This window comes from Paraplanobispora takensis (assembly GCF_016863195.1).
GTDB lineage: Bacteria > Actinomycetota > Actinomycetes > Streptosporangiales > Streptosporangiaceae > Planobispora > Planobispora takensis.
In genome coordinates, this window is the sequence record NZ_BOOK01000049.1 from 1 (window position 1) to 22,610 (window position 22,610).

At 72.8% G+C, this 22,610-nt stretch carries 23 protein-coding genes; 14 read left to right on the forward strand and 9 right to left on the reverse strand.

Going from position 1 to position 22,610, the window contains the following annotated elements; translation table 11 throughout:
* Positions 1 to 22 precede the first annotated feature (22 nt).
* Positions 23 to 709: an SRPBCC family protein gene (locus Pta02_RS31275; protein ID WP_203878581.1), complete on the reverse strand. Its 687-nt coding sequence runs from the start codon at positions 707 to 709 to the stop codon at positions 23 to 25.
* Positions 710 to 972: 263 nt separating this feature from the next.
* Here Pta02_RS31275 and Pta02_RS31280 point away from each other — a divergent pair, with 263 nt between their 5' ends.
* Positions 973 to 1,443: a hypothetical protein gene (locus Pta02_RS31280; RefSeq protein ID WP_203878582.1), complete on the forward strand. Its 471-nt coding sequence runs from the start codon at positions 973 to 975 to the stop codon at positions 1,441 to 1,443.
* A 125-nt stretch (positions 1,444 to 1,568) separates the two neighbouring features.
* Here the strand turns inward: Pta02_RS31280 and Pta02_RS31285 are convergent, their stop codons facing one another.
* On the reverse strand, positions 1,569 to 2,663 hold the full coding sequence (locus tag Pta02_RS31285) for a GRAS family protein (protein ID WP_203878583.1): 1,095 nt from the start codon (positions 2,661 to 2,663) through the stop codon (positions 1,569 to 1,571).
* Between the two features lie 288 nt (positions 2,664 to 2,951).
* On the opposite strand from Pta02_RS31285, the gene Pta02_RS31290 reads away from it, so the two are divergent.
* The 6 genes from Pta02_RS31290 to Pta02_RS31315 all read left to right on the forward strand — a co-directional run bounded on the left by Pta02_RS31290 (position 2,952) and on the right by Pta02_RS31315 (position 9,624).
* Positions 2,952 to 3,251: a hypothetical protein gene (locus Pta02_RS31290; RefSeq protein WP_203878584.1), complete on the forward strand. Its 300-nt coding sequence runs from the start codon at positions 2,952 to 2,954 to the stop codon at positions 3,249 to 3,251.
* Between the two features lie 99 nt (positions 3,252 to 3,350).
* Positions 3,351 to 3,881, forward strand: coding sequence for a MauE/DoxX family redox-associated membrane protein (locus Pta02_RS31295; RefSeq protein ID WP_203878585.1), 531 nt, complete (start codon positions 3,351 to 3,353; stop codon positions 3,879 to 3,881).
* Between the two features lie 52 nt (positions 3,882 to 3,933).
* Positions 3,934 to 4,512: a thioredoxin domain-containing protein gene (locus Pta02_RS31300; RefSeq protein ID WP_203878586.1), complete on the forward strand. Its 579-nt coding sequence runs from the start codon at positions 3,934 to 3,936 to the stop codon at positions 4,510 to 4,512.
* 3 nt (positions 4,513 to 4,515) lie between these two features.
* On the forward strand, positions 4,516 to 6,339 hold the full coding sequence (locus Pta02_RS31305) for an ABC transporter ATP-binding protein (RefSeq protein ID WP_203878587.1): 1,824 nt from the start codon (positions 4,516 to 4,518) through the stop codon (positions 6,337 to 6,339).
* Positions 6,336 to 6,818 carry a S26 family signal peptidase gene (locus Pta02_RS31310; protein ID WP_203878588.1) on the forward strand — a complete coding sequence of 161 codons (483 nt, stop codon included), beginning with the start codon at positions 6,336 to 6,338 and terminating at the stop codon, positions 6,816 to 6,818. The genes Pta02_RS31305 and Pta02_RS31310 overlap by 4 nt, the downstream gene beginning before the upstream one ends.
* Positions 6,819 to 7,005: 187 nt before the next feature.
* Positions 7,006 to 9,624, forward strand: coding sequence for a helix-turn-helix transcriptional regulator (locus tag Pta02_RS31315; RefSeq protein ID WP_203878589.1), 2,619 nt, complete (start codon positions 7,006 to 7,008; stop codon positions 9,622 to 9,624).
* On the opposite strand, the gene Pta02_RS31320 is transcribed toward Pta02_RS31315, so the two are convergent.
* Together Pta02_RS31320 and Pta02_RS31325 are read right to left on the reverse strand one after the other, a co-directional pair.
* Complete coding sequence (locus Pta02_RS31320) at positions 9,615 to 10,502, reverse strand: AfsR/SARP family transcriptional regulator (RefSeq protein ID WP_203878590.1); 888 nt, start codon at positions 10,500 to 10,502, stop codon at positions 9,615 to 9,617. The two genes, Pta02_RS31315 and Pta02_RS31320, sit on opposite strands and share 10 nt — an antisense overlap.
* Positions 10,503 to 10,653: 151 nt before the next feature.
* A complete protein-coding gene (locus Pta02_RS31325) occupies positions 10,654 to 11,085 on the reverse strand; it encodes a DUF8744 domain-containing protein (RefSeq protein WP_203878591.1) in 432 nt (143 codons plus the stop codon).
* 274 nt (positions 11,086 to 11,359) lie between these two features.
* Between Pta02_RS31325 and Pta02_RS31330 the strand changes: the two genes are divergently transcribed.
* Positions 11,360 to 11,770, forward strand: a complete 411-nt coding sequence (locus Pta02_RS31330) for a pyridoxamine 5'-phosphate oxidase family protein (RefSeq protein ID WP_203878592.1) — start codon at positions 11,360 to 11,362, stop codon at positions 11,768 to 11,770.
* On the opposite strand, the gene Pta02_RS31335 is transcribed toward Pta02_RS31330, so the two are convergent.
* The 3 genes from Pta02_RS31335 to Pta02_RS31345 all read right to left on the reverse strand — a co-directional run bounded on the left by Pta02_RS31335 (position 11,757) and on the right by Pta02_RS31345 (position 15,334).
* Positions 11,757 to 13,130 carry a TIGR04053 family radical SAM/SPASM domain-containing protein gene (locus tag Pta02_RS31335; RefSeq protein WP_203878593.1) on the reverse strand — a complete coding sequence of 458 codons (1,374 nt, stop codon included), beginning with the start codon at positions 13,128 to 13,130 and terminating at the stop codon, positions 11,757 to 11,759. The genes Pta02_RS31330 and Pta02_RS31335 overlap by 14 nt on opposite strands.
* Positions 13,127 to 14,599 (reverse strand): nitronate monooxygenase, encoded by a 1,473-nt coding sequence (locus tag Pta02_RS31340; protein ID WP_239131365.1) that lies wholly within the window; start codon positions 14,597 to 14,599, stop codon positions 13,127 to 13,129. The genes Pta02_RS31335 and Pta02_RS31340 overlap by 4 nt, the downstream gene beginning before the upstream one ends.
* Before the next feature lie 240 nt (positions 14,600 to 14,839).
* Positions 14,840 to 15,334, reverse strand: a complete 495-nt coding sequence (locus Pta02_RS31345; RefSeq protein ID WP_203878594.1) for a hypothetical protein — start codon at positions 15,332 to 15,334, stop codon at positions 14,840 to 14,842.
* A 449-nt stretch (positions 15,335 to 15,783) separates the two neighbouring features.
* Here Pta02_RS31345 and Pta02_RS31350 point away from each other — a divergent pair, with 449 nt between their 5' ends.
* From Pta02_RS31350 to Pta02_RS31375, 6 genes are all read left to right on the forward strand, one after another.
* On the forward strand, positions 15,784 to 16,554 hold the full coding sequence (locus Pta02_RS31350; RefSeq protein WP_203878595.1) for a DsbA family protein: 771 nt from the start codon (positions 15,784 to 15,786) through the stop codon (positions 16,552 to 16,554).
* The gene (locus tag Pta02_RS31355) at positions 16,551 to 17,171 is read left to right on the forward strand and encodes a vitamin K epoxide reductase family protein (protein WP_239131366.1); all 621 of its coding nucleotides are present in this window, start codon (positions 16,551 to 16,553) and stop codon (positions 17,169 to 17,171) included. The genes Pta02_RS31350 and Pta02_RS31355 overlap by 4 nt, the downstream gene beginning before the upstream one ends.
* A gap of 102 nt (positions 17,172 to 17,273) precedes the next feature.
* The gene (locus Pta02_RS31360; protein WP_203878596.1) at positions 17,274 to 17,720 is read left to right on the forward strand and encodes a hemerythrin domain-containing protein; all 447 of its coding nucleotides are present in this window, start codon (positions 17,274 to 17,276) and stop codon (positions 17,718 to 17,720) included.
* A 312-nt stretch (positions 17,721 to 18,032) separates the two neighbouring features.
* The gene (gene epsC / locus Pta02_RS31365) at positions 18,033 to 18,608 is read left to right on the forward strand and encodes a serine O-acetyltransferase EpsC (RefSeq protein WP_203878597.1); all 576 of its coding nucleotides are present in this window, start codon (positions 18,033 to 18,035) and stop codon (positions 18,606 to 18,608) included.
* Positions 18,609 to 18,613: 5 nt separating this feature from the next.
* Positions 18,614 to 19,537: a cysteine synthase A gene (gene cysK, locus Pta02_RS31370; protein WP_203878598.1), complete on the forward strand. Its 924-nt coding sequence runs from the start codon at positions 18,614 to 18,616 to the stop codon at positions 19,535 to 19,537.
* A gap of 122 nt (positions 19,538 to 19,659) precedes the next feature.
* Positions 19,660 to 20,460, forward strand: a complete 801-nt coding sequence (locus Pta02_RS31375; protein WP_203878599.1) for a DUF2249 domain-containing protein — start codon at positions 19,660 to 19,662, stop codon at positions 20,458 to 20,460.
* Positions 20,461 to 20,668: 208 nt separating this feature from the next.
* Here Pta02_RS31375 and Pta02_RS31380 read toward each other — a convergent pair whose 3' ends face one another.
* Both Pta02_RS31380 and Pta02_RS41545 read right to left on the reverse strand, forming a co-directional pair.
* Entirely contained in the window at positions 20,669 to 21,466 is a 798-nt protein-coding gene (locus Pta02_RS31380) for a DUF305 domain-containing protein (RefSeq protein ID WP_239131367.1), read from the reverse strand.
* Positions 21,467 to 21,643: 177 nt separating this feature from the next.
* A complete protein-coding gene (locus Pta02_RS41545) occupies positions 21,644 to 22,561 on the reverse strand; it encodes a hypothetical protein (RefSeq protein ID WP_307837510.1) in 918 nt (305 codons plus the stop codon).
* Positions 22,562 to 22,610: the final 49 nt, after the last annotated feature.

Genomic DNA, 22,610 nt, shown 5'->3' on the forward strand with positions numbered 1-22,610 from the left:
TCCGCACGGCGGAGCCCCGCGGTCAGATCCGCGCGGTCGTCACGGTCCGCTCGGCGTGTGCCTTGATGGTCTTGAGCATCTTGCGTTCCATGATGAAGGAACCGGGGCCGGCGATGAGCGTCCAGAAGAGGGTGCCCACGGTGAGCGGCCAGTTCTGGCGGAAGCGGCACACCAGCCGGGTGCCGCCGTCCCGGGCCGGGTACAGCGCCCAGCAGTAGGTGCCGAGTTCCGCGTCCCCGGACAGGATCCACCGGTTCGGCTCGACGGCGCGGACCTCGGGGCCGTAGCCGGGCAGCATGAGGATCCGGTCGCCCACCTTGAGGTCCTGGAACTCCGGGACGATCCGGTCGGCGCTGGGACGGCCGTCGTTGTCGATCCAGTCATAGCTGTACCATCCCGCGCGGCCGTACCCGATCTGGACCAGCCACGGCCACACCTCGTGCGGCGCCGCGTGGATGGCGATCGCACGGGTGGGCCCCCTGCCGTCCGGGATCACCTTGTCACCGGGCATGGCCCGATCGACTTCGACGTCGGTGGATCCCCAACGGCGTATTCGCGGTTCGATCACCAGCACGTACCCCAGCAGGGCGGCCACCACGAAGGCGAGCGCCGTCCAGAGATCGACGGCCAGCGCCACGGCCGTCACGACGCCGACGGCGACCAGCGCCGCGGCCAGGACCAGCCCCATGACGGTCAGTTTGGTGCGCACGTCTCTCCACCTCCACGCGGGCTCCCCGGCGGGACCCTCCACCTCACCCTCCGCGCCGAGCGCCGGGCCGAGTAGGGGCGAAGGCCCCGCCCGCCGGTGCCTTTCGCCTCCGGCGGCCACGCCCCGCCCTCCGCAAATCGGGCCGGCGCTGCCTGGCCTTGAGTCAACTCTTGATCGCGCTGATGAGCTGATCGATGCTCCCAATGGGAAAGCCGAACGGCTTCGCGTGCTCAGCATCCCCGGCTGAAACCGAAAGAGGTCTCATGGGCGTACAGAGCTGGTGGGGCAACCTCTTGCAGGGTGGCCTCTCCGCGGTGATCGGCGGCATCGTGGCCGCGGTGACGGCATGGGCCGTGGTGACGGCGACGAAGAGGCACGATCGACGTATCGCGCTCGAGTCGGAGGCGCGAGGCTCCGGCATCAGCCTGATGCTCTATCTGGGCGCTGTCAGCGGTCATCTGGACAAGGCGTTGGAGAACGGGACTCCCGTTCCAGTGATCACGACAACGCCGGACTGGCTCACCAACGTCATAAGGGCCGAGATCGCGATGTTCTCGCTGGGCCGCGAGATCGGTAAGGAATTCTCCGGCGGCGTGGGCGATCTCCGACGATCTCTGGAGATCATCGAAGGCCGCACCCCCCATCCGGACCTCATCCAATCCGCCGCGTCTACGCTTGATCGCCTCATTCAACGCCTGTCCGATCGGCTCATGGAGGGCAGGCATCGGCAATGACCGCCGGCAGCTCTGACCTCAGACCGCCCGGCCGATCGCCTTGGAGCCGTACCGGAAGGTGAACCTGGCGGTGAACGAGCGTGGTGTGCTGAGCGCCGGGTCCGGCCTCGCCGCGAGTCTCCGCTTCAACAGCCGGGGACGGCCGCCATCATCGACACGAGGTGGGTCCGCCGGTAGCCGAGTCGCACGTGGTCGGGCCGGACGGAGATGGTGAAGTCCGGAGGGGCCGTCACCGTCCGCTCCACCTCGGGAGTGATCTCCGGGACGGTGGTGCGGAAACCGCACCGGCGGAGCCGCCGGAGCCAGGTGGCGGTGGGCTCGTGCCGTTCGTACCGGCTGCGCTCGTCGACGGCGCCGGTGATGTCGATGATCTCACGGCCGAAGAAGCCTTTCATGGCGTCGTGCTCGGCGCGGGTGAGCGGGGTGGCGTCGATGGCGTCGAAAAGCGCGCTGAACATCCGCCATGAGTTGGCGAAACGCTCCGGCAGGCTCACCCGGTGGTGGTCGGAGTCGGGTTCGCACAGTGTGAGAGCGGCCGGCTCCAGGGCGCGCAGGCGGCGCAGGAAGACCTCGCGCGCGTCCAGCCCCGGGCGGGGGTCGACCATGTGGTGCAGGGCGAACGAGGCCGTCGCCAGCAGCGGGCGGGGTGATCGGCCGATCAGTGCCCAGGCGTCCTGGCCCATCTCCTCGGTGGCGGCCGGTACGGCGTGGAAGGTCACGTCGATTCCGTGTCCGGCGCCGGCGCGCTTCAGGTTGAGTTCGGCGGCGGCCAGGCTGTCCGCGGCGGGATCGACGCCGATGACGACCAGATGGCGCAGGGGCAGACCGCGGGCGGCGGCCCGGGTCAGCAGGGCGCTCTCCTGGTGGCCCTGGCCGATGCCGATCGACAGCACGGTGGCGGCGGTGTGCCGCCGCAGAGCGTCCAGCAGGTGCTCGTTGGCCAGCATGCCCACACGCACGAAGGGCAGGTGCTCGGTGAGGGTGCGGAACAGGTCGATCTGCGGCTGCTCGTACCTCCTCAGATAGGGGTTCGCACTCCGCCGCCCCTCGACGCGGCTGGACAGGCCCGCCAGATAGTAGGCGGCCAGCATGTCCCGGGAGTCGGCGTCGGGATCGATCCCGGAACGCACCTGCGCGAGCAGCGTTCTCAACTCGTGTTCCCGGCCCTGTTCCGCGGCGGTCGCCGCCAGGTGAAGCAGGGTGAAAACGGATCCACTCATCGCGATCGCTCCTCGGCGGGCCGGGTTCTCCGAATGACGGAAAGCCGGAATCCGGCTCTCACGTCCTTCAGGATCTTCAACCGGCGCCGGGCCGGAGCAGAGTAATCACTACTCATTCAGCGTCTTCATCCTGATTCATCCCGAGCGGCGGTCGTCTCCGGCGGACCACACGCGCCTGTTCACGGTCCATGCCGCTTGCATGTCGTCTCCATGCGGGCGGTCCCTAGGTTGGCCTGGGTCGCAGCGTCCGGCTCCCGGCGGGAGCCGTCTAGAGAAAGAAGGCCAACAATGGTTCGAACCATCCGGTCGTTCGCCGACCGGCTGCTGGAGGGCCTGCTCCCCGGCACGCAGGCGCAGGCCATGGCGTGCTACGAGTACTGGCGGGAGGACTGGTGCCCCAACTACGCCAAGGGCAGGACCTTGATGCGGGTCTGCGACGGCCACGCGGTCGCGGTCCGGAGCGAGCCGTGCAGTTACGGGACGCCGACGTGCAACGGGGGCATGGGGCCCTACGGCCCGAACACCTATGGTCCCGCCTCCTCGGGTCCGTGCCCGCCGCCCACCTGCCCGCCGTTCATGATGTGCTGAGCCGGGTCAGCGGCCCGGCCGGATAACCGCCCGCAGGAGGACAACGGGGCGCCGCGGCGAGGGAAGAGCCGCGGCGCCCCTCCCGGAGTAGGGGGTGTCATGGAGTACGTTCTGATCGGCTGCCGGCTTCTGATCGGTGTGGTCTTCGCGGTCTCGGCGGCGGGCAAGATACGCAGCCGCGAGGCCTACGCCTCCTTCCGCGCCGCCGCCGGCGAGCTGGCGCCGCGGGTGCCGGTGGTGCCGGCGGCCCTCGTACCGCCCGCGGTCGTCGCCGGTGAGCTGGCCGCGGCCGTACTGCTCGCGGTTCCGGGCACGGCCGGCGCCGGGTTCGCGATCGCGGTGGCGCTGCTGGGCGTGTTCACGGCCGCGATCGCGATGGCCGTGCGCTCCCGCCGCCGGGTGGCCTGCAACTGCTTCGGCACCTCCGCCGCGCCGGTGGGACCGGCCCAGCTCATCCGCAACGGGGTGCTCCTGGCCGCCGGGCTGATCGGGACGGTGCTCACCGTCGCCGTCCCGCTCCCCGCAGCGGAAGGGGCCGGCGCCGTGACGGCGGCGCTCGTCGGCCTGGCGGGAGCCGCTCTGGTCCTGCTCACCGAAGACATCGCCGGGCTGTTCCGGCCGCTCGTCTGATCACCGTCGCGCGTGCCGCTGACGGTGCAACCATGGAAATCCAGGAGTTGTCGTGTCGAATATCGTGGTGGCGCTCATCGGTGTGCTCGGCGTGCTGGGCGCACTGAACCTCCTGTTCACCGTGGCGGTGGCCAGGCGGCTACGCGCCCAGGGTGAGCTGCTGGCCCGGCTGCCCGCCGCGGCGCCGGACGGTCACCCCCCGCCGGGCGGGTTCCCGCCGGTGATGCGCCGGGCCGGAGAACGGCTGGGGGCCTTCAGCTCCACCACCGTGGACGGCGCACCGATCGACGAGGGCTTCCTCGCCGGGACCGCCACGCTGGTGGCCGCTTTCTCCATAGGCTGCAGAGCCTGTGAAGAGCGACTGCCGGAGTTCGTCCGGTTCGCCGGGGACTTCCCCGGAGGACGGCAGCGGGTGCTGGCCCTCGTGGTCGGCACCGACGGTGTCGCCGACAAGCTCGCGCTGCTGGATCCGGTGGCCACCACGGTGGTGGAGGGCGCCCACGGCGGGCCGGTCTGCGCGTCGCTGGGCGTCACGGCGTATCCGGCACTGGGGATCATCGAGCCCGGCGGCGTGGTACGCGCCTCGGGTTCCCTCCTCCAGGACGTGGCAGTGGCCCTGGAGAAGGTCTGAGCGATGCGGAAGGTCATCATCGCCCTGCGGCTGAGCCGGCAGGCCAGCCCGCTGTTCACCGCGGTGTTCGTCACGCTCACGTTGCTGACCGCGCCGATGCCGGTCGTGACGGCCTGGCTGACCAAGGTGGTGCTGGACGACATCACCGCCGGAGCGGGACCGGGAGAGGTGCTCGGGAAGGGCGTCGCGCTCGCCGCCGCAGGCGTGGTCACCGGGCTGATACCGCACATCAGCCAGTACGCCTCCCGCGAGACCGAACGCCGCGTCGGGCTCCTGGCCCAGGAGCGCCTGTTCCTCGCGACCGAGCGGTTCGTGGGCATGGCCCGTTTCGAGGACCCCGTCTTCCTCAACCGGATGCAGATGGCCCTGCGGCACGGCGGCACCACCCCGGGGGTGGTGGTCTCGGCCGCTCTGTCGATCGTCGGCTCCGTCGTCGGCGGGCTGGGCTTCCTGGGGGCCCTGACGGTGATCTCGCCCTGGATGCCGGTTGTGATCACGGCGTCGGTCCTGCCTGTGCTGGCCGTCGAGCTGTGGCTGGCCCGCGGCCGTGCCGGCCTGTCGTGGCGGCTGAGTCCCGTCGAACGCCGGGAGATGTTCTTCCGCGACCTGCTGACCAGCACCCAGGCCGCCAAGGAGATCCGCCTGTTCGGCATCGGCGCCCACCTGCGCGAGCGGATGACGGAGCAGCGGCGCCTGTCCAACAAGGAGAACCGCCGCCTTGACCACCGCCAGGTCGGCGCCCAGTCCCTGATCGGCGTGGGCGGCACCGCGGTGGCGGGCGGGGCGCTGCTGTGGGCGGTGCTGGCCGCCGCGGGCGGCCGGATCGGCATCGGCGACGTCTCACTGATGGTGGCCTCGGTGGCCGGGGTGCAGAACGCGGGCGTGTCGCTGGTTCACACCATCGCCCAGTGCCACCAGCAACTGCTGCTGTTCGAGCACTACCTGCAGGTGGTCACCGCCGGGCCCGACCTGCCCGTCGCCCGCTCTCCCAGAGCGATCGCGCCGCTGGCGGGCGGGATCGTCTTCCGGGACGTGTGGTTCCGTTACTCCCCCGACCATCCCTGGGCGCTGCGCGGCCTGGACCTGACCATCCCGCACGGCCGGACGGTGGGCCTGGTCGGCCGCAACGGCGCCGGCAAGAGCACCCTGATCAAGCTGCTGTGCCGGATGTACGATCCGGAGCGCGGCGCGATCCTGTGGGACGGCGTCGATCTGCGCGAGCTGGACCCGGCCGCTCTGCGCGCTCGCATCGGCGTGGTCTTCCAGGACTACATGGAGTACGACCTCAGCGCCGCCGAGAACATCGGTCTGGGAGCTCTGGAGCACCTCCATGATCGCGAGCGCGTCACCGTCGCGGCCGCCGGCGCCGGAGCCCACGGATTCGTCGGCCGTCTGCCCCGCTCCTACGACACTTTGCTGTCCCGGCTGTTCTTCCAGGGGGACGACGCCGTCGAGGGCGGCGCCGACGCCGTCGGCGTGACCCTGTCGGGAGGCCAGTGGCAGCGCCTGGCCCTGGCCCGCGCGCACCTGCGGGCCGAGCGCGACCTGATGATCCTGGACGAGCCCAGCTCCGGCCTGGACGCCGAGGCCGAGCACGAGATCCACCGGGGGCTGCGGCGACGCCGCGCGGGCCGTACCAACGTGCTGATCTCCCACCGGCTCAACACCGTGCGCGAGGCCGACCTGCTGGTCGTGCTCGACGAGGGCACCGCCGTCGAGCAGGGCACCCACGAGGAGCTGACGGCCCGCGGCGGCCTGTACGCCGACCTGTTCTCCATGCAGGCCGAAGGCTATGCGGAGGCCGTCGCCGAGCAGGTCCGCCGATGACCGGCCTCCTGGCCCTCGTGCCGCTCGTGGCCGGCGCCGCAACCGTGCTCTGGGCGCGCGGGAATTTCCTGGTGGCGCACGTCCGGGGCGCGAGCATGTCACCCGCCCACCGGCCGGGTGACAAGGTGCTGGTACGGCGGCTGCCGCCCGGCCGGATACGCCCGGGAGACGTCGTCGTGGCCGACGTCGTGGTCACGGGTCTGTGGCCCGGCGCGCCCGGCTCCGTTCCCGGGCGGACCGGCGCACTCGGTTCCGTCCGCGAGCGGGTCGTCAAAAGGGTCGCCGCCGTCCCCGGAGATCCCGTCCCCGCCGCGGTGCCCCGCCGGGCGGATGAGACTTCGATCCCCGATGGGTGTTTCATCCTTTTAGGGGATAATTCCCGATTTAGCATAGATTCCCGCCATTTCGGTTATGTTCCTGCAGCCGCCATGATCGGCAAAGTCGTCCGTCCTCTCGCATCGGCCTCCCGTCCGATATGACATTTGTCTTTTTCGTGTGATGTTTTCGTAGTAAATCGGTCGACTTTCGAATCCTCTTTGACATAACCTCTCACCCTGGTTCCTGAGCACGAATCGCCATGCTGCGGCGTCGGCATGGCGGTATGTCGGCGTCGGCGAAGGTCGGGTGGGGATGGGCCGGGGATATGCGCTGGGACGATGGCCGCTGGTGGGGCGCGGATTCCAGCTTCAGGTGTTCGACGAGCTCTTGCGGGACCCGGCGAGCAAGGGCTTTTTCATCTTCGGCCCCGCGGGAGTGGGAAAGTCCCGCCTGGGTGAGGAATGCCTGAAACGAGCGCAGGAGAGCGGCCGGCGCGTCGGCCGCGCGACGGCCACCGTCGCCTCCGCCTCGGTGCCCCTGGGGGCGGTGGCCCATCTGCTGCCCGCCGGGGTCGACCTGAGGGACCCCGTCTCGGGGTTCTCCGCCGTCACCCGGATCATGTCGCGATCCGCCTCGCGCTCGTCCCCGATGGTGGTCTTCATCGACGACCTGCACCTGCTCGACGCGACCTCGGCGGTGCTGCTGAGACAGTTGATGGACACCGATGCGATCTTCCTGATCGCCTCGGTGCGCTCGGGTGAGCCGCCGAGCACCGCCGTGGCCGCCCTGACCGGTGGCGACGCCGTCCATGATGTCGACCTGGCCCCCCTCGACCGGCCGGAGGTCGAAACGCTGCTGGAACGGGTCCTCGGCGGGCCCGTCGGGAGCAACACGGTCAGCCAGCTGTTCACCGTCAGCGGCGGCAACGTCCTGTACCTGCGTGAGCTGGTGATGGGGATGACGGCGGACGGCAGCCTCGACAGCGACGGTGAGCTGTGGGAGACGGCTCCGGGCCGTGTGTCGGGAACCCGGCGCCTGCGGGACCTCATCATCCGTCGCCGGCTGTCGGCCGCGCCTCCCGCGAGCCGGCGCGTGCTCGACCTGCTGGCGCTGTGCGAGCCGTTGTCGATGGCCCGGCTGGCCAGGGAGGTCTCCCCGCACACACTGCACCGGCTGGAGGAGCAGGGACTGATCGTCGTCAGCCGTGACGGGCGCCGTACCGCGGTCCGGCTGGCCCATCCCCTGTACGGCGAGGTCCTGCGCGACGACATGACCGCGGTGCGCCACCGGGAGACGCTGCTGGGCCACATCGCCGCGCTGAACGACAGCGGAGCCCGCCGGCGCGAGGACGCGATCCACCTGGCCACCTACCAGCTGGCGGCCACGGGCACGGCGGATCCCGCGCTCCTCGTCCAGGCCGCCTCCCTGGCCACCCACACGCGCCAGTACGCGTGCGCGCTCTCGCTCCTGCGGGCCGTCCCCGAGGAGCGACACGACCTCCAGGTCCGGTTGCTGCTGGGCAAGACGCTCTACGAGGCGGGTGAATTCGAGGAGGCGGAGGCCGTGCTGGCCGAGGCCGACGCGCTGGCCCGCGGGGAGCAGGAGGTCCTGGCCGTGGTGTCCCAGCGGGTTCAGAACCTCAGCTGGGGCCTGGGGACCACCTACCGGAACCTTCTCGACGTGATCGCCGAGGCCCGCCGCCGTCTCGTCAGCCCTCCCGCCCACCACGTCCTCGCGGTCGCCGAAGCCGCGGGTTCCTTCGCCGTGGGGGAGCTGGAGCGCAGCCTCGCGCTGCTCGAACCCCTGCCCCTGGAGCGGGGGGACCGGCCGGACGTGATGACGTGGCTGGTCGCCGTGACGACCAGATCGATAAATCTGGCGTTCCTGGGACGGGGGGAGGAGGCGGTCGACTGGGCACGGCGCGCCGTCGCCGTCGGCGCGGCCGTCGACGCCGAAGCCTACTCGCTGACCACGCACGAGGCGGCGCAGCAGTCCGTCCTGGTCCTGGCCCTGGCGGAGAGCGGCGACCTGGTCCAGGCCCGGTCGGTGGGCAGGCGGGCCCACGAGGCGATCGCCCAGGGGCTGGTGAGCGTCGAGCACAAGCTGCTGGCCTTCCACCTGGGGCGCGTGGCGTGGCTGGCGGGTCACCCCGCGCAGGCCCGCCGCTGGTACGCCGAGGTCGTCCGGGCCTCGCGGCCCCACACCGCGGTCCTGCTGCCCATGGCGCTGGCCGGGCTGGCGGCGGCCGCCGCCGTGCAAGGTGACGTCGAGGCGGCCGAGGCCGCCCTGGCCGAGCACGGCAGGCTGGCGTGCGCCGTACGTTTTCCCGAGGAGTACCTGGGAGAGGCCTGGCTGCACGCCGCCCGGGGCGAGCTCTCCCGTGCCCGTGCCGTACTCGCGGCGGCCGCGCAGGACGCCAGAAGCCGCGGTCACGTCGCCTTCGAGTCCATCCTGCTGACCGACATCGTCCGGCTCGGAGGGGCCGGCGAGGTCGCGGAGCGGCTGGCGGAGATCGGTGAGGCGAGCGGCGGCCGATTCCACCGGGCCCGCGCGCGGCTGGCCGCCGCGTGGAGCACGCAGTCCCCCGACCTCCTGCTTTCGGCGTCCGAGGAGATGGAGGCCATCGGCGCCGACCTGCTGGCGGCCGAGGCCGCCGGCACCGCGGCCGCGATCCTCAAGCGGACCGGTCACTCCCGCCGCAGCCAGGCCGCGGCGGTCCGCGCGCAGGCTCTGTCGGCCCGCTGCGAGGAGGCCAGGACGCCGGCTCTCACGACCGGCCGGACCACTGCGGAGCTGACGACGAGGGAGCGGGAGATCGCGCTGCTGGCGTCAGCGGGCATCTCCAGCAAGGACATCGCCGCGAAACTAAGCATCTCCGCCCGTACCGTCGACAATCATCTGCGACACGTCTACATGAAGCTCGGCATCACCACCCGCCGGGAACTGTCCGCCCGGCTCTACGACTGAAGACCACCGCGCGACGCGGTCCGCGGCAGCCCGCGGCCGCGGCCGACGGCCCGCTGAGAGTGCACGGTCGCGGAATGCCCCCGGCCCGAAGGCTCGCCCGGGGGCGGAACCAACGAGCCGCGAACGGCGTGATCATCTCGGCGGAGCACGGAAAGATGCAGGTCGCACAGTTCGGCGGACAGGTCCAGGCCGAGCCGGTCGCCGAGCGTCGCGGTGGCCCGGTCCCAGGCCGAGATCGCCCCCGCCACGTCGCCGCCCAGATAGTAGGCGCGCATCAGATGCGCCCAGGAGGTCTCCCGGAAGGGCGCGGCGGCCAGTATGTCGAGGATCTCCGGGATGAGATCGATCGTACGGCCGCGGCACAGACGGGCCTCCACCAGCCGTTCCCGCGCCGTCAGGTGCAGTTCGTCGAGGGCGACGAATCGGGACCTCAGCCGTTCGGAGGCGGTGCAGTCCTGCCCGATGGGCCCCTGCCACAGCTGGAGGGCCCGGGCGAGGGTCGTCTCCGCCGCGCCGGCGCACCGCGCGAGCAACTCGGTGAAGCCCCGGGCGGTCAGCCGTTTGAACTGCACCGCGTCGACCTCCTCGGGGGCGGCCAGCAGGCGATAGCCGCCTCCGCCTCCTCTCAGGGTGCTCAGGCGCTCGCGCAGGCCCAGGGGCGCCAGCTGGCCGCGTAGGCGGGCCACGTGCAACCGCAGGTTCTTGCGAGCCGAGTCGGGCGGGTCGTCCCACAGGGACCCCATCAGCTGCTCCACCGAAACGAAGCGTCCCTCCTCGAGGAGGAGCGCGGCGAGCAGGCCCCTGATCGGGGCCGAGGCGATGACGCAAGAGGTGTCACCGGTCTCGACCTGGACGCGCCCCAGCAGGCGGAAGAGCATTGCGTGACCTTTCTCCGGCACTCGATCGAACGGTCCTCGAAGCGATCGGCGGCCGGTCGCGCCCGGCCGCCTCTCCGCGCGCCTCGACGATCGGCGCGCATGCGTGCTCCTCAAGGATGCGGAGGCGGCCGGCGACGGTCCTGAGTGATGTCTACTCAACTTGCGTCAGGGGGCGGTCGCCTCTCGGCCGGTACGGCAGCCGGACGCGCAGCACCGCGGGCAGGATCACCGGCGCGTGCCCGAACACCATGGACATCACGAAGCCGAGGAACAACGCGTGCAGCGCCGCGTCGTAGAGGTACGGCCCGGCCGCCAGACCGCTCGCCGCCCACAGGATCCCGGCCGTCGCGAGCCAGCCGTACCCGGCCAGCAGGGGGAGCCGCGCGAGGGCGGGACGGGCCTCGGGCGTGGCTCCGGGCTTCGCGGGGGAGGCGGCGGGACGGGCCCCGGGTTCCGCCGGAGACGCGGCGGGGAGACGGGCCTCGGGCGTGGCGTCGGGTTCCGCCGGGGAGGTGGCGGCCGGAGCGTTCTGCGGGGGCCGGCGACGCCCGCGTGGGGGCGCCGCCGTCGGTTCTGTGGCCACGGCCGGGCTCTCTCCGCTGATCATCGCGTGGAACTGACGCGGTCAAGCCTAGGTTCCGACATCCCGCCGGGGATCGGGCGTAAAGGCCGTTACCGCGGGGACCAAAGTCCCGCATCACCCGTCCCGCCGGGACGCTTCGCGGCCGAGACGCCCTGCGACTGCCGGGAATCCCGGGGGCCCCGGTCCCCGGACGACGGCATGCTCGTTCCGGCGCGGACAGGAGAGGACTTTGGTCCCTGACCTCGCACGCAGGCGATCGGCGATGCTGGAAGGTATGAAACTCGACTCTGCCGGTCTGCGGGTGCTCTCCCATGAGGAGTGCATGAATCTGCTGGCGACGGCGCCGATCGGGCGGATCGTCTTCACCGATCGGGCCCTCCCGGCGGTGCAGCCGGTCAACTTCGTGCTGGACGGCGCCGACATCGTCATCCGCACGACGGTCGGCTCCAAGCTGGCCGCGGCGACCCGCCGGGCCATCGTGGCCTTCGAGGCCGACGCCTTCGACTCGGAGGGCCGGACCGGCTGGTCGGTGACGGTGGTGGGGCACGCGCGGGCGGTGGACGACCCGGCGGAGGCCGAGCGGCTGGCGGGGCTGCCGCTGACGCCGTGGGCGCCGGGCAGCCGGGACCATTTCATCGTCATCGCGGCCGAACAGGTGTCCGGCCGCGAGATCACCGGCGGCTGATCCCGCCGTCCGCGCCGAGACAGCGCGCCAGCTCGTCCCGGTAGGGGAAGCTCCCGGGCACGTACGAGCACCAGGGCTCCTCGGCGAGGGCGTCGCCGCCGACGGCGTAGGCGCGGGAGCGGGAGCCGCCGCACACGGTGCGGAACTCGCAGGCGCCGCACCGCCCGGCCAGCCGGTCGGGGTCGCGCAGCGCGGTGAACACCGGGGAGGTCCGGTAGATCTCGGCCAGCGGCCGGTCCCGGAGGTTGCCGGCGGACAGCGGCAGGAATCCCGACGGGGAGACCTCCCCTGTGTGGGAGACGAACACCAGGCCGCGGCCGGCACCGACGTCGATCGGCGGGCGGCGGGTGCGGGTGGCGCGGACCAGGCCTGAGTGTACGGCGCGCCGCCGCAGGCTCTCATAGAGCGGTCCCAGGCCGAGTGCGGCGACGTGGTCGGCGCCGTGCTCGTGCAGGATGTGCCGCTGGATGGCGACCCGGCGGAAATGATGGGCCTCGGTGGCCTTGACCGGGACGGCGGCTCCGACGTCGTAGGCGAAGTTCAGGACGTCCTCGGTCTCGGCGGCGCTCAGCGAGGTCAGACTGCGGCCCCGGCCGGTGGGGACGAGCAGGAACAGGCTCCACAGCAGCGCTCCCCGGTCGCGCACCAGGCGGGCGATGTCGGGCAGGTCCATCAGGTTGGTACGGGTGACGGTGGTGTTGACCTGCACTTTGAGCCCGGCCTCGCGGGCCTGCCGCCAGGCGGCGAGGGTCCGGCCGAACACGCCGCCGAAGCCGCGGAAGTCATCGTGCCGGGCGGCGGTGGCGCCGTCGAGGCTGAGGGAGATCACCGAGGCGCCGGCGTCGCGCAGGCGGGTGAGGGCGGCGGGGGTCAGGGCGGGGGTGGCCGAGGGGGAGACGGAGGGGGAAAGGCCGAGTTCGCGGGCGCGGCGGACCAGGTCGTACAGGTCGGGCCGTTCGAAGGGGTCGCCGCCGGTGATGACGAACAGCGGGGCGGGACGGCCGAATGCGGCGATCTGCCGCATCAGGCCGGTGGCCTCGGCGGTGGTCAGCTCGGCGGGGTCGCGGTCGGGGCGGGCCTCGGCCCGGCAGTGCAGGCAGGCCAGCGGGCAGGCGCGGGTGGCCTCCCAGATGACGATGAACGGGGCGGTGGCGACATCGCGGTGGACGTACCGTACCGGGCGCGGGCGCCGCTCTCCCGCGCCCGGCGTCTCCGCCGCGACGGATGCGGCGGAGTCGTCCGCCGCGACCGCCGTACCCGGGGCGCCCGCCGCGACCGCCGTACCCGGGGCGCCCGCCGCGACCGCCGTACCCGGGGCGCCCGTCGCGACGGGCGTGCCCGGGGCGGCCGGGGGGTTCATGATGTGCTCCCTTCTCCGTGGCCGGTGCCGAGCAGATAGCCGACGACGTCGGCGGCGGTGTGGTCGTCGGGCAGGTCGCCGAGGAAGGCCAGGTCGGTGCCGAGGGTGAGCAGCGGCGGTTCGGCGTAGCCGTCGGAGCGGTGCTGGCCCAGGCCGATGGCGCCGACCAGACCGTTGCACAGGCAGCGGCGCCCGTCGGTGTCGGCGAGGGCGCGGCCCTTGCGGAGGTGGGCGTCGACGGGTTCGGCCGGGCAGCGGTAGCCGAGTGCGCCGCCGGGTTTGAGGTACGGCGTGCGCAGATGTCCCAGGTCGCACAGGCGAGGCCGGTCGGCGTAGACGGAGGCGTCGGAAAGGGTGCCGGGGACGTCGGCGACCTTGAAGGGGAACCCGGCCGGTGAGGCGTGCGGGTCGTTGCGGACGGTCAGGGTGCCGTCGGCGGCGCGGCGCAGCAGTGCGCGTCTGAGGGCGTCGTCCAGGCCGGACTCGCGGCACAGCGCGAAGGCGGTGCCGACCTGGACGCCGGAGGCGCCGGTCAGCAGCGCCCGGGCCAGGCCGCGGGGACCGGCGTGGCCGCCGGCCAGCCAGAACGGCAGGCCGAGCGCGGCGACCTTGGCCGTGTCGGGGTGGTCGCGGGGCCCGTACACGGGTTCTCCGGCCTCGTCGAGCCGCATGCGGCCGCGCGGGGGAGCGCTGTGGCCGCCGGCGGAGGGGCCTTCCAGGACGAAGCCGTCGGGCCGGGTCTCGGGCCTGCGCGCCAGGTAGGCGGCCAGGACGTCGGAGGAGACGATGGCCAGCAGCCGGGGCCGTTTCAGGCCGGGCAGCCGGGTGCCGGCGAGCAGATCGGCCGGGTCGAGGCCGGTGGTGTGGCGGTCGTCGGAGGTGGCTCCGGCGACGGTGACCGACACCTCGGCGGGGCGATGGGCGGCGAGGGCGTCGAGCAGCCGGGGGATCTCCGAGGGGATGCCCGCACCCATGAGCACGTAGTCGGCTCCGGCCAGCAGCGCGCCGTAGGCCGCGGCGGGCGTGGCCATCTGGATCTTCTCCAGATAGTTGACGCCGACGGGGCCGTCGTGTCCTTCGCGGGCGAGGAACACCTCGGCGAAGTTGGCGGCGACGGTGAGCTCGGTGCGGTCGCGGTTCGGGCGCAGGCCGAGCCGGGGCACGGGCCGGTACGGCGTGCCGGGGGCGATGCCGCCGGGGACGTGGTAGCGGGCCAGGACGCGGTCGGCGACGCCGGGCAGGGGCAGGGCGGTCAGGGCGCGGCGCAGGTCGCCTCCGGGGTCGCCCTGCTGGAGGCGGCGGGCGAGCATGACGTCCAAGGCGACGCCGGAGACCACACCGAGTTGCCCGGTGCGGGCGACGGCCCGGGCGAGCCGCCACCCGGACACGCCCACCCCCATGCCGCCCTGGATGATCCGGGGAAGCCTGTCCGGGGGTGCGGCGCCGGTGGACGGTTCGGCGATCGTCACGGGGGAGACCTCCTGCTCGGCGGCGGTTCGGCTGGCGCGGTACCGGCCGGGTACGGGCGCGGGAGAGATTCAACCGGGCCGGTGCGGGGGCGGCGTAGTGACCAAAGTCCCGAAGGCGGAGGTCGCCGGTCACCTGCGGGCGCCTGCCGCGGCGGAGGGCTCCGGGCCGGCAGCCGGCAGGCCCCGCCCCGAGTCGGCCCCCTCGCGGACCTCCTCGCCGGGCCGGGAAGCAGGACCGTCCTACTGGACCGAGAACAGGACGGTGCCCACTGCGACGAACGCCGCACCCGTGCCCATGAGCACCGCGCCCAGGCCGATCGCCAGGGAGGTGACCTGCCAGGCCTGGTAGGCGCTCATCAACGAGGCGCGCAGGGTCTCGCCCATGAAGGCCGTCTGGCGCAGCGTGGCCAGCGCGGAGTCCTCGCCTCCGGCGGCGTGCAGGTCGGCGCTGATCTCCGAATAGCTCCGCCCCCCGGTGGCCTTGCGCACGTTGTCGCCGATCATCTCGGAGAAGACACGGGCGTGGGTGCCGTTCTCCACCCGGCGTCCGGCGTAACGGCTGCGCTCGGCGGACAGGCCCTTCTCCGGAAAGGTGATCTTCTGGCGGATGAGCTCGTCGCGGATCTCCTCCTTTCCGCGCATGCCGCGCACCGTCATCACGGCACCCGCCGTCAGCATGGCGACACCCACGCCGCCCAGCAGCAGCATCACCGTCAGTCCTCGCACGTTGTTCACCGGTTCTTCTCCTTGCCGACTCCGGCTCCGGCTCACGATGAGAGGAGCTCCACGGGATGGGGCGGCCGGCCTGTGACCGGTCCGAGGCGGGACCTTTCTCCGCCAGGTCCGCAAAGGGAGGTCCGCAAAGAGAAGAGTCGGCCGCGGCACGGGGATCGGACAGAGCCACCGGTCCCCGATATCCGGGCTGAAAGTCCCATCGGCGAGCCCGGACGGGGACGGTGTCACTCCCGCCCGGCGGGAACTACGGGGCCCGGATGCCCGATCCGGGACGGAGGTCGCCGCCGTAAGGGACCTTCGGCCCCGGCGCATCCGGGCGGTCCTGCGGCAAGGTGGACGGCGGGTACTGACACCGCGTGCATCCCGCACGCCGGAGCGTGACCGTGAGGCGGGCGACGACGCGGCACGCCGTACCCGATCTCCCATCTCCCGCAGGAGCGAGGACGAGCATGAGCACGCAGGCACGCATCAGATCCCGGGAACTACGCGACGCCCGGGCCGCCGCCGAGCGCCGCAGCAAGAAGCGCAACCGCGCGATCGCCGCGGGCGGCGGGGTGATCATCGTCTGTCTCCTGGTGGCCATCGTGGTCGGCCTGGTCAACGCGGCGGGGGGTGGGGAGTCCGGGACCGTCGCGGCGCCGCGGGGCAAGGCCGTCGCCCCGGCGATCGCCACGCCCGGTGGGGCCCTGGCCGTCGGCGACGCCGCCGCACCGGTGAAGCTTGAGGTCTATCTCGACTACATGTGCCCGTTCTGCGGGCGTTTCGAGCGGGCCAACAGCGGTGAGCTGGACCGGATGGTCGCCGACGGCACGGTGCGCCTGGAGCTGTACCCGCTGTCGTTCCTGGACCGGATGTCCGACGGCTCGGAGTACTCGACCCGGGCCGCGAACGCGGTCGCCACCGTCGCCGACCGGGCGCCCGGCAAGTTGCCGGCCTTCAACACGGCACTGTTCGCCCGCCAGCCCGCCGAGGGCACCAAGGGCCTGTCCGACGGCGAGATCGCCGACCTGGCCCGAGGCGCAGGCGTGCCCGAGGACGTCGTGGACGCCTTCGGCGACCGGATCTTCCAGCCGTGGGTCACGACGTCCACGGCCGCGGCGTTCGAGACGGGCATCGAGGGCACGCCCACCGTGAAGATCAACGGCGAGGTCTTCGCCGGTGACCTTTACACCGCCGGGCCGCTGACGTCGGCCGTCGCCGCCGCCGAGGACGCGCGGTGACCACCGTCCTGGCGCGCCTGCACGGCATCAGGCACACCGACGGCTGGATCTTCGGAACCATGCTGCTGTCGGCGTGCCTGAGCCTGACCGCGTCCTTCGTGCTGTCCGTCGACGCGCTGCGCCTGGCGGCCGACCCCGGCACCAGCCTGTCGTGCAACATCAACGACGTCATCAGCTGCGGGACGGTCGCCACCTCCTGGCAGGCGCAGCTGTTCGGCTTCCCCAACGCGTTCCTGGGGCTGGTGGCCGAACCCGTCGTGATCACCATCGCGGTCGCGAGCCTGGCGGGGGTGCGCTTCCCGCGCCGGTTCATGCTCGCCGCCCAGGTGGTCTACGCCCTGGGTCTCGTCTTCGCCTACTGGCTGTTCTCCCAGTCGATGTTCGTCATCGGCGCACTGTGCCCGTGGTGCCTGCTGGTGACCGTCTCCACGACGCTGGTGTTCGCCACGCTGACCCACGTCAACATCCGCGACGGCAACCTGTTCCTGCCGCCCCGCGCGCAGGCGGCGGCCACGAGGTTCGTCGACGCCGACCTCGACCTCGTCGCCGTCACCATCTGGATCCTGGTCCTCGTCCTGGCGATCGTCCTCAAGTACGGCCCCGCGCTGCTGGCCTGAGGCCGGGACGAAAGGCCCTGTCCGAGGGGACGCTCTCCCCTGTCCCCGATGAGCCGCCACCGGACACCCTGGAGTCACTGAAGGAAATCGAGGGATCACATCATGTGCAACTACTGCGGCTGCCGGGACTTCCCGCTGATCGGCCGGCTCTCCGAGGAGCACTGGCAGATCGAGGAGACCGCCGGGGCGCTGCGCCGGGCCGTCAACGAGAGCCGGTACGGCGACGCCGCGTCCCTCCTCGACGAGCTGCTCGGCCGGCTCGTGCCGCACACCGCCACCGAGGAGAACGGCCTGTTCGCCGAGCTGCGCGCCGAGGGGTCGCTGACCGAGGCCGTCGACGGGCTCTGCGCCGAGCACGACGAGATCCACGGGGTGTTCGGCGCGATCGACCGCACTGCGCCGGACTGGCCCGCCGTACTGGAGGCGATCGGGAAGCTGCACCGGCACATCGACAGCGAGGAGCACGGCCTGTTCCCCGCCTCGGTGATCATGCTGCCGATCGCCGCCTGGGACCGCATCACCCCGGAGCCGTCCGCCGCCGGGGAGTAGGCCGAGAGCGCAAGGCCGTCGCCGGGAGCCGAAGGTCCCCGCTTTCCAGGGGCCAAGGTCCCGTCCCGAAGTGACCTGAGCCGGTGACGCCACGCGGAGATCAGGTCCTAGCGTTCCAGCCATGTCCGATGCGTACCCGTTCCGCCGCCTGGCCGGCTCGCGGTTCGCCACTCCCATGACCGGCCTCCACATCCGCCGGGTCTTCGACGAGCGCTGTCCCGCGGTCTGACGCCCGCCCGGGCCTTTTCCGGCCGTTTTCCGCGGTCTGAGGCGCCCGCCCTCACCGCCGCAACCTCGCCGAGGACACCTCTCATGCTCGAAGACCTCCGCGCCGCCTGCCGTCGCGATCCCGCCCTGTACGGCTCCCGCGCGCTCGAAGCCGTGCTGTATCCGGGGCTGTGGGCGGTGTGGGCCCATCGCCTGGCCCACCGGCTGCACCTGCGGGGCGTGCCGTTCGCACCCCGCCTGATCTCCCAGCTCACCCGGGCCCTGACCGGCGTCGAGATCCATCCCGGCGCCCGCCTCGGCCGCCGGCTGTTCATCGACCACGGGGCCGGTGTCGTCATCGGCGAGACCGCCGTCGTCGGCGACGACGTCACGCTTTACCACCACGTCACCCTCGGCGGCCGGGGCTTCCGGGCCGACGGCAAGGGCGCCGCCCGTCACCCGGTCCTCGGCGACCGGGTCACCGTCGGCGTGGGCGCCTCGGTCCTCGGGCGCGTGTACGTCGGCGACGACGCCTCCATCGGCGCCCACGCCCTGGTCCTGACCGACGTGCCCGCCGGGGCCCGGGTCTCGGCCCCGCCCTCCACCGTCACCTCCGTCACCACCGCGACCGCCGCCGCTGCCGCCTCGAACGTCCGCCCGCTCCCGATCACCAGGAGATAGCCGCCGTGTCCGCGATCCACCCCGACGTCCTGTCCCTCATCGGCCGCACCCCGCTGGTCCGGCTGTCACGCTTCGGCGCGGACCTGCCCGGCGACCTCGTCGCCAAGCTGGAGTCCGCCAACCCGGGCGGCAGCGTCAAGGACCGTATCGCCCGTGCGATGATCGAGGCGGCCGAGGACGAGGGCCGCCTCGTCCCCGGGGCGCACATCATCGAGCCCACCAGCGGCAACACCGGGATCGGCCTGGCCATGGTGGCCGCGGCCAGGGGCTACCGGCTGACGCTCACCATGCCGGAGAGCATGAGCCTCGAGCGCCGGGCCCTGCTCGCCGCCTACGGTGCCGAGATCGTCCTCACCCCGGCCGCCGCGGGCATGAAGGGCGCGATCGCCGCGGCTGCCGAACTGGCCGGCGAGCACGGCTGGTTCATGCCCCAGCAGTTCGCCAACCCCGCCAACCCCGACGTGCACCTGCGCACCACGGCCCAGGAGATCTGGGACGACACCGACGGCGCGGTCGACGTCCTCGTCTCCGGCGTCGGCACCGGCGGCACCGTCACCGGGGTGGGCCGGTTCCTGCGGGAGAAGAAGCCGGAGGTGCACGTGGTCGCGGTCGAACCCGCCGAGTCCCCGGTGCTCTCCGGCGGCGAGCCGGGACCGCACGGCATCCAGGGCATCGGGGCGGGCTTCGTCCCCGAGGTGCTGGACGCCGGTGTCTACGACGAGATCCTCCGGACCGACGTGGACGGCGCCCGGGACGCCGCCCGGCGGCTGGCCCGCACCGAGGGCATCCTCGCGGGCGTCTCCGGCGGCGCCGCCCTGCACGCCGCCGCCGTCGTCGCGGCGCGGCCGGAGAACGAGGGCAGGCTCGTCGTCGTGGTCCTCCCCGACACCGGCGAGCGTTACCTCAGCACCCCCCTGTTCGCGGCGTAGCAGGGGTGCCGCATGAGGTCCCGGCCCGCCGTACGGACGACCGGCGGATCACCGGCCGTGAAGAACCCGCCGGCCCCGAAGAACCCACCGGCTCACCGGCCGGAGAACGACAAGGAGTCCCCATGACCGCGCAGACGACAACGGACCCGCAGGACGCCGTCCTGGCGGCGATCCGCGCCCACCACGACCAGCTGGGCCGGACGGTAGCCGATCACACCGTGACCATCGCGCGCTCCATCGACAAGCTGATCTCGCCGTCCGCCCGTCAGGCGGTGCTGGTCGCGTTCTGCACCGAGGAGGTGCTCCCGCACGCGACGGCCGAGGAGGAGACGCTGTACCGCGTCGCCGACGCGCTGCCCGCCGCCCGGCTGCTCGTGCGGGCCATGCGCGAAGAGCACGTCCTGCTGCGCGAGCGGGTCGGCGAGCTGGAGCGGGCGGGCACGTGGGGAGAGATCGTCGCGGCCGCCGCCGCGCTGAACGCCCTGTTCCAGTCGCACCTGGACAAGGAGAACACGCTCCTGCTGCCTGCGCTCGCCGGTGCCGGCTTCGATCTGGCCGCCCTGATCGAGGGGATGCACGAGATCCTCGGCACCCCGGCCGAGCCCGCGGGCTGCGGCTGCGGCGGCTGCGGGTGCGGCGCGGGGGAGGCGGCCGAGGGCTCGGCGGGCGCGGGAGGCGCGGCCGGGGCTCCGGGGCCCGTCGTCGGCGAGCTCGACGTACGCTGCCTGGTCCCGGCGCAGCGGCACGCGCAGATCTTCGCCGCGTTCGGGGAACTGCCCGCGGGCGCGGCGTTCGTTCTCGTCAACGACCACGACCCCAAGCCCCTGTACTACCAGTTCGCCGCCGAGCACCCCGGCGAGTTCGTCTGGGAGTACGCCGAGTCCGGCCCGGAGGTCTGGCGGGTCCGCATCGGCCGCCCCTGACCGCCGGCGGGGCCGGGCGGACACGAGCGCTCGACGCCGGTGACGGCACGTGGTCCCTCTCCGGGGGCACCCCGGTTCCACTACCGCCGTCCCGGCGCGAGCTCGTTTCCGGCCCGCCGCCGACGAGGCTTCCGCGGGCCCCGACCGGGCGATGACGGGCCATCAGCGGTGACGGGCCGTCAGCGGACGGGTCGGATGGGGATGAGCCTCAGAGGCGGTCGAGAAGCCGGCGCATCTGCTCGATCTCGGCCTGCTGGGCGGTGGCGACGGTCGCGGCCAGCCGCCTGGCCTCCGGGTCGGAACCCTGGGCCCGCTCGGTCTCGGCCATCTCGACCGCGCCCTCGTGATGGGCGATCATCCGCTCGGCGAACATGCGGTCGAAGGCCGCGCCTCTGGCCTCCTCGAGCGCGGTCATGTCCTGCCCGGTCATCATGCCGGGCATGTCGTGACCGCCGTGCCCGCCCTCGGGCTCGACCGGTGCGCCCCAGGAGGTCAGCCAGCCGGTCATGGTGGCGATCTCCGGATCCTGGGCGGCCTTGATCTTCGCCGCGAGTTCTCTGATCTCCGGGTCGGCGGCCCGGGTCTCGGCCAGCTCTGCCATCTCCACGGCCTGCCGGTGGTGCGGGATCATCATCTGCGCGAAGGCCACGTCGGCGTCGTTGAAGGCCGCCGAGGACCGCGCGCCTCGCGCTCCCGGCCGGGCTCCGATGACACCGGTGTTCCTCCGGTGCCGCGTGCGCAGCAGCACCGCCGCCATCAGGAGCAGCAGGAGCGAGGGGAGGACGGCCAGGCAGACCGAGGTCGGATCGAGGCGCGGGAGCGCGCCTCCGAGGCCGGACGCCTCCTGCTCGATGCCGGCCGCGACGGTGGGCGGGGGAGCGGGCGGCGCGTGCACCCCCTCATGCCCCGGGGCGGCGCCGTACCCCTGGTGATGATCGAGATGCCCCAGCGTGTGCATGGCCGCCACACCCAGGACCAGCGCGACGAGCATGAGCAGACGAGGCACCCACGCGGTGAACCGCCGGGCCCGCCCGTCCATCGTCCCCCCGCGTTCCGGCGACCGACTGCATCTGTGTTCCCATCCTACGATCCACCCTCGCAGGTCACTCGGCACACCCGTCGCGGACCGGCACCCGGCCGGCGGGCGGCCTCCCGCCGTCGCCCGTCGGGCGAGGCGGCCCGTTCAGCGAGGGCGGGCGTGGCGGCCGCCCGTACGGCGGTGCCGGCCGCGCGTTCGCCTGTGCGCGGGGTGCCTCGGCGGCGGTGAGCCGTTCCGGCCGACGGGGTGCCGGCCCAGGAGCCGCCTGCCGGTGACCGCTCCTCCGACGGCCGCGCCGAGAGCCGTCAGGAGGATCCCGGTGTAGATCCCGCCGGAGTCGTCGACGGCCGAGGAGGCGGCGGCGGTTCCGGCGGCCTGCTTCGGAGTGGGAGAGGCCTGTCCCGGAGAGGGCGGGGCCGCCGGAGTCCGCATCCCTGCCTGAGCGCCGCCGGCCGGAGGGGGAGCGGTCGTCGCCGGTTCGGTTCCGGCGTCGTCCGGGACGGCCACGGGCTCGGCGGGGTCGGTGTCCTTGACCTTGTAGGCGCCGCTGGAGAAGGGCACCGGGTGGTTCTTCCTGCCCGCGCCCGGGCCCCACTCGGTGATGACGTAGGTGACCTTGATGTGGCCCTTGCCGCCGTTGTCGTCCACGTTCAGGGTGTCGGCGTTGAAGGTGCCGCCGGTCAGTTCGGCGAAGGTCTTGGCGTCCAGGTCCAGCATGACGCCGCGGTCGGAGGGCTCGCCGGGGCCGCGGTCGCCCACGAAGAACGGGGCCTTCCTGCCGTTGTAGAGCACGTAGCCCTCGGTCAGCAGCGGCCAGGAGGGCGAGGCGGCCAGGCCCTTCTGCATGGGCTTGCCCGAGGCCGGCAGGCCGGTGTCACCGGCGCGGCCGGAACCGTCGTCCCAGAAGTAGGAGGCGGTGGTGGAGCCCTTGAGCATGACCTGTCGCTCGTCGCCCGCCCGCGCGGCGGCGCCGGTGACCGGACCGGCTCCGGTGGCGAGGACCAGCCCCATCGCGGCGGTCAGCACGCGGGGAGTGCCGGTACGGCGGACGGCGGGCACCATGGGGAAAGAAGACCCTCCACGGGGAGACGGGGACGTCTTCGACCGCGGC

Excerpts from the sequence above, each read along its gene's own strand:
- Pta02_RS31320 (WP_203878590.1), bottom strand. The coding sequence starts at position 10,502 with ATGCTCTTCCGCCTGCTGGGGCGCGTCCAGGTCGAGACCGGTGACACC.
- Pta02_RS41545 (WP_307837510.1), bottom strand. The coding sequence starts at position 22,561 with ATGGTGCCCGCCGTCCGCCGTACCGGCACTCCCCGCGTGCTGACCGCC.
- epsC (WP_203878597.1), top strand. The coding sequence starts at position 18,033 with ATGCTCGAAGACCTCCGCGCCGCCTGCCGTCGCGATCCCGCCCTGTAC.
- Pta02_RS31290 (WP_203878584.1), top strand. The coding sequence starts at position 2,952 with ATGGTTCGAACCATCCGGTCGTTCGCCGACCGGCTGCTGGAGGGCCTG.
- Pta02_RS31280 (WP_203878582.1), top strand. The coding sequence starts at position 973 with ATGGGCGTACAGAGCTGGTGGGGCAACCTCTTGCAGGGTGGCCTCTCC.
- Pta02_RS31330 (WP_203878592.1), top strand. The coding sequence starts at position 11,360 with ATGAAACTCGACTCTGCCGGTCTGCGGGTGCTCTCCCATGAGGAGTGC.
- Pta02_RS31285 (WP_203878583.1), bottom strand. The coding sequence starts at position 2,663 with ATGAGTGGATCCGTTTTCACCCTGCTTCACCTGGCGGCGACCGCCGCG.
- Pta02_RS31305 (WP_203878587.1), top strand. The coding sequence starts at position 4,516 with ATGCGGAAGGTCATCATCGCCCTGCGGCTGAGCCGGCAGGCCAGCCCG.
- Pta02_RS31350 (WP_203878595.1), top strand. The coding sequence starts at position 15,784 with ATGAGCACGCAGGCACGCATCAGATCCCGGGAACTACGCGACGCCCGG.
- Pta02_RS31310 (WP_203878588.1), top strand. The coding sequence starts at position 6,336 with ATGACCGGCCTCCTGGCCCTCGTGCCGCTCGTGGCCGGCGCCGCAACC.
- Pta02_RS31360 (WP_203878596.1), top strand. The coding sequence starts at position 17,274 with ATGTGCAACTACTGCGGCTGCCGGGACTTCCCGCTGATCGGCCGGCTC.
- Pta02_RS31375 (WP_203878599.1), top strand. The coding sequence starts at position 19,660 with ATGACCGCGCAGACGACAACGGACCCGCAGGACGCCGTCCTGGCGGCG.
- Pta02_RS31295 (WP_203878585.1), top strand. The coding sequence starts at position 3,351 with ATGGAGTACGTTCTGATCGGCTGCCGGCTTCTGATCGGTGTGGTCTTC.
- Pta02_RS31335 (WP_203878593.1), bottom strand. The coding sequence starts at position 13,130 with ATGAACCCCCCGGCCGCCCCGGGCACGCCCGTCGCGACGGGCGCCCCG.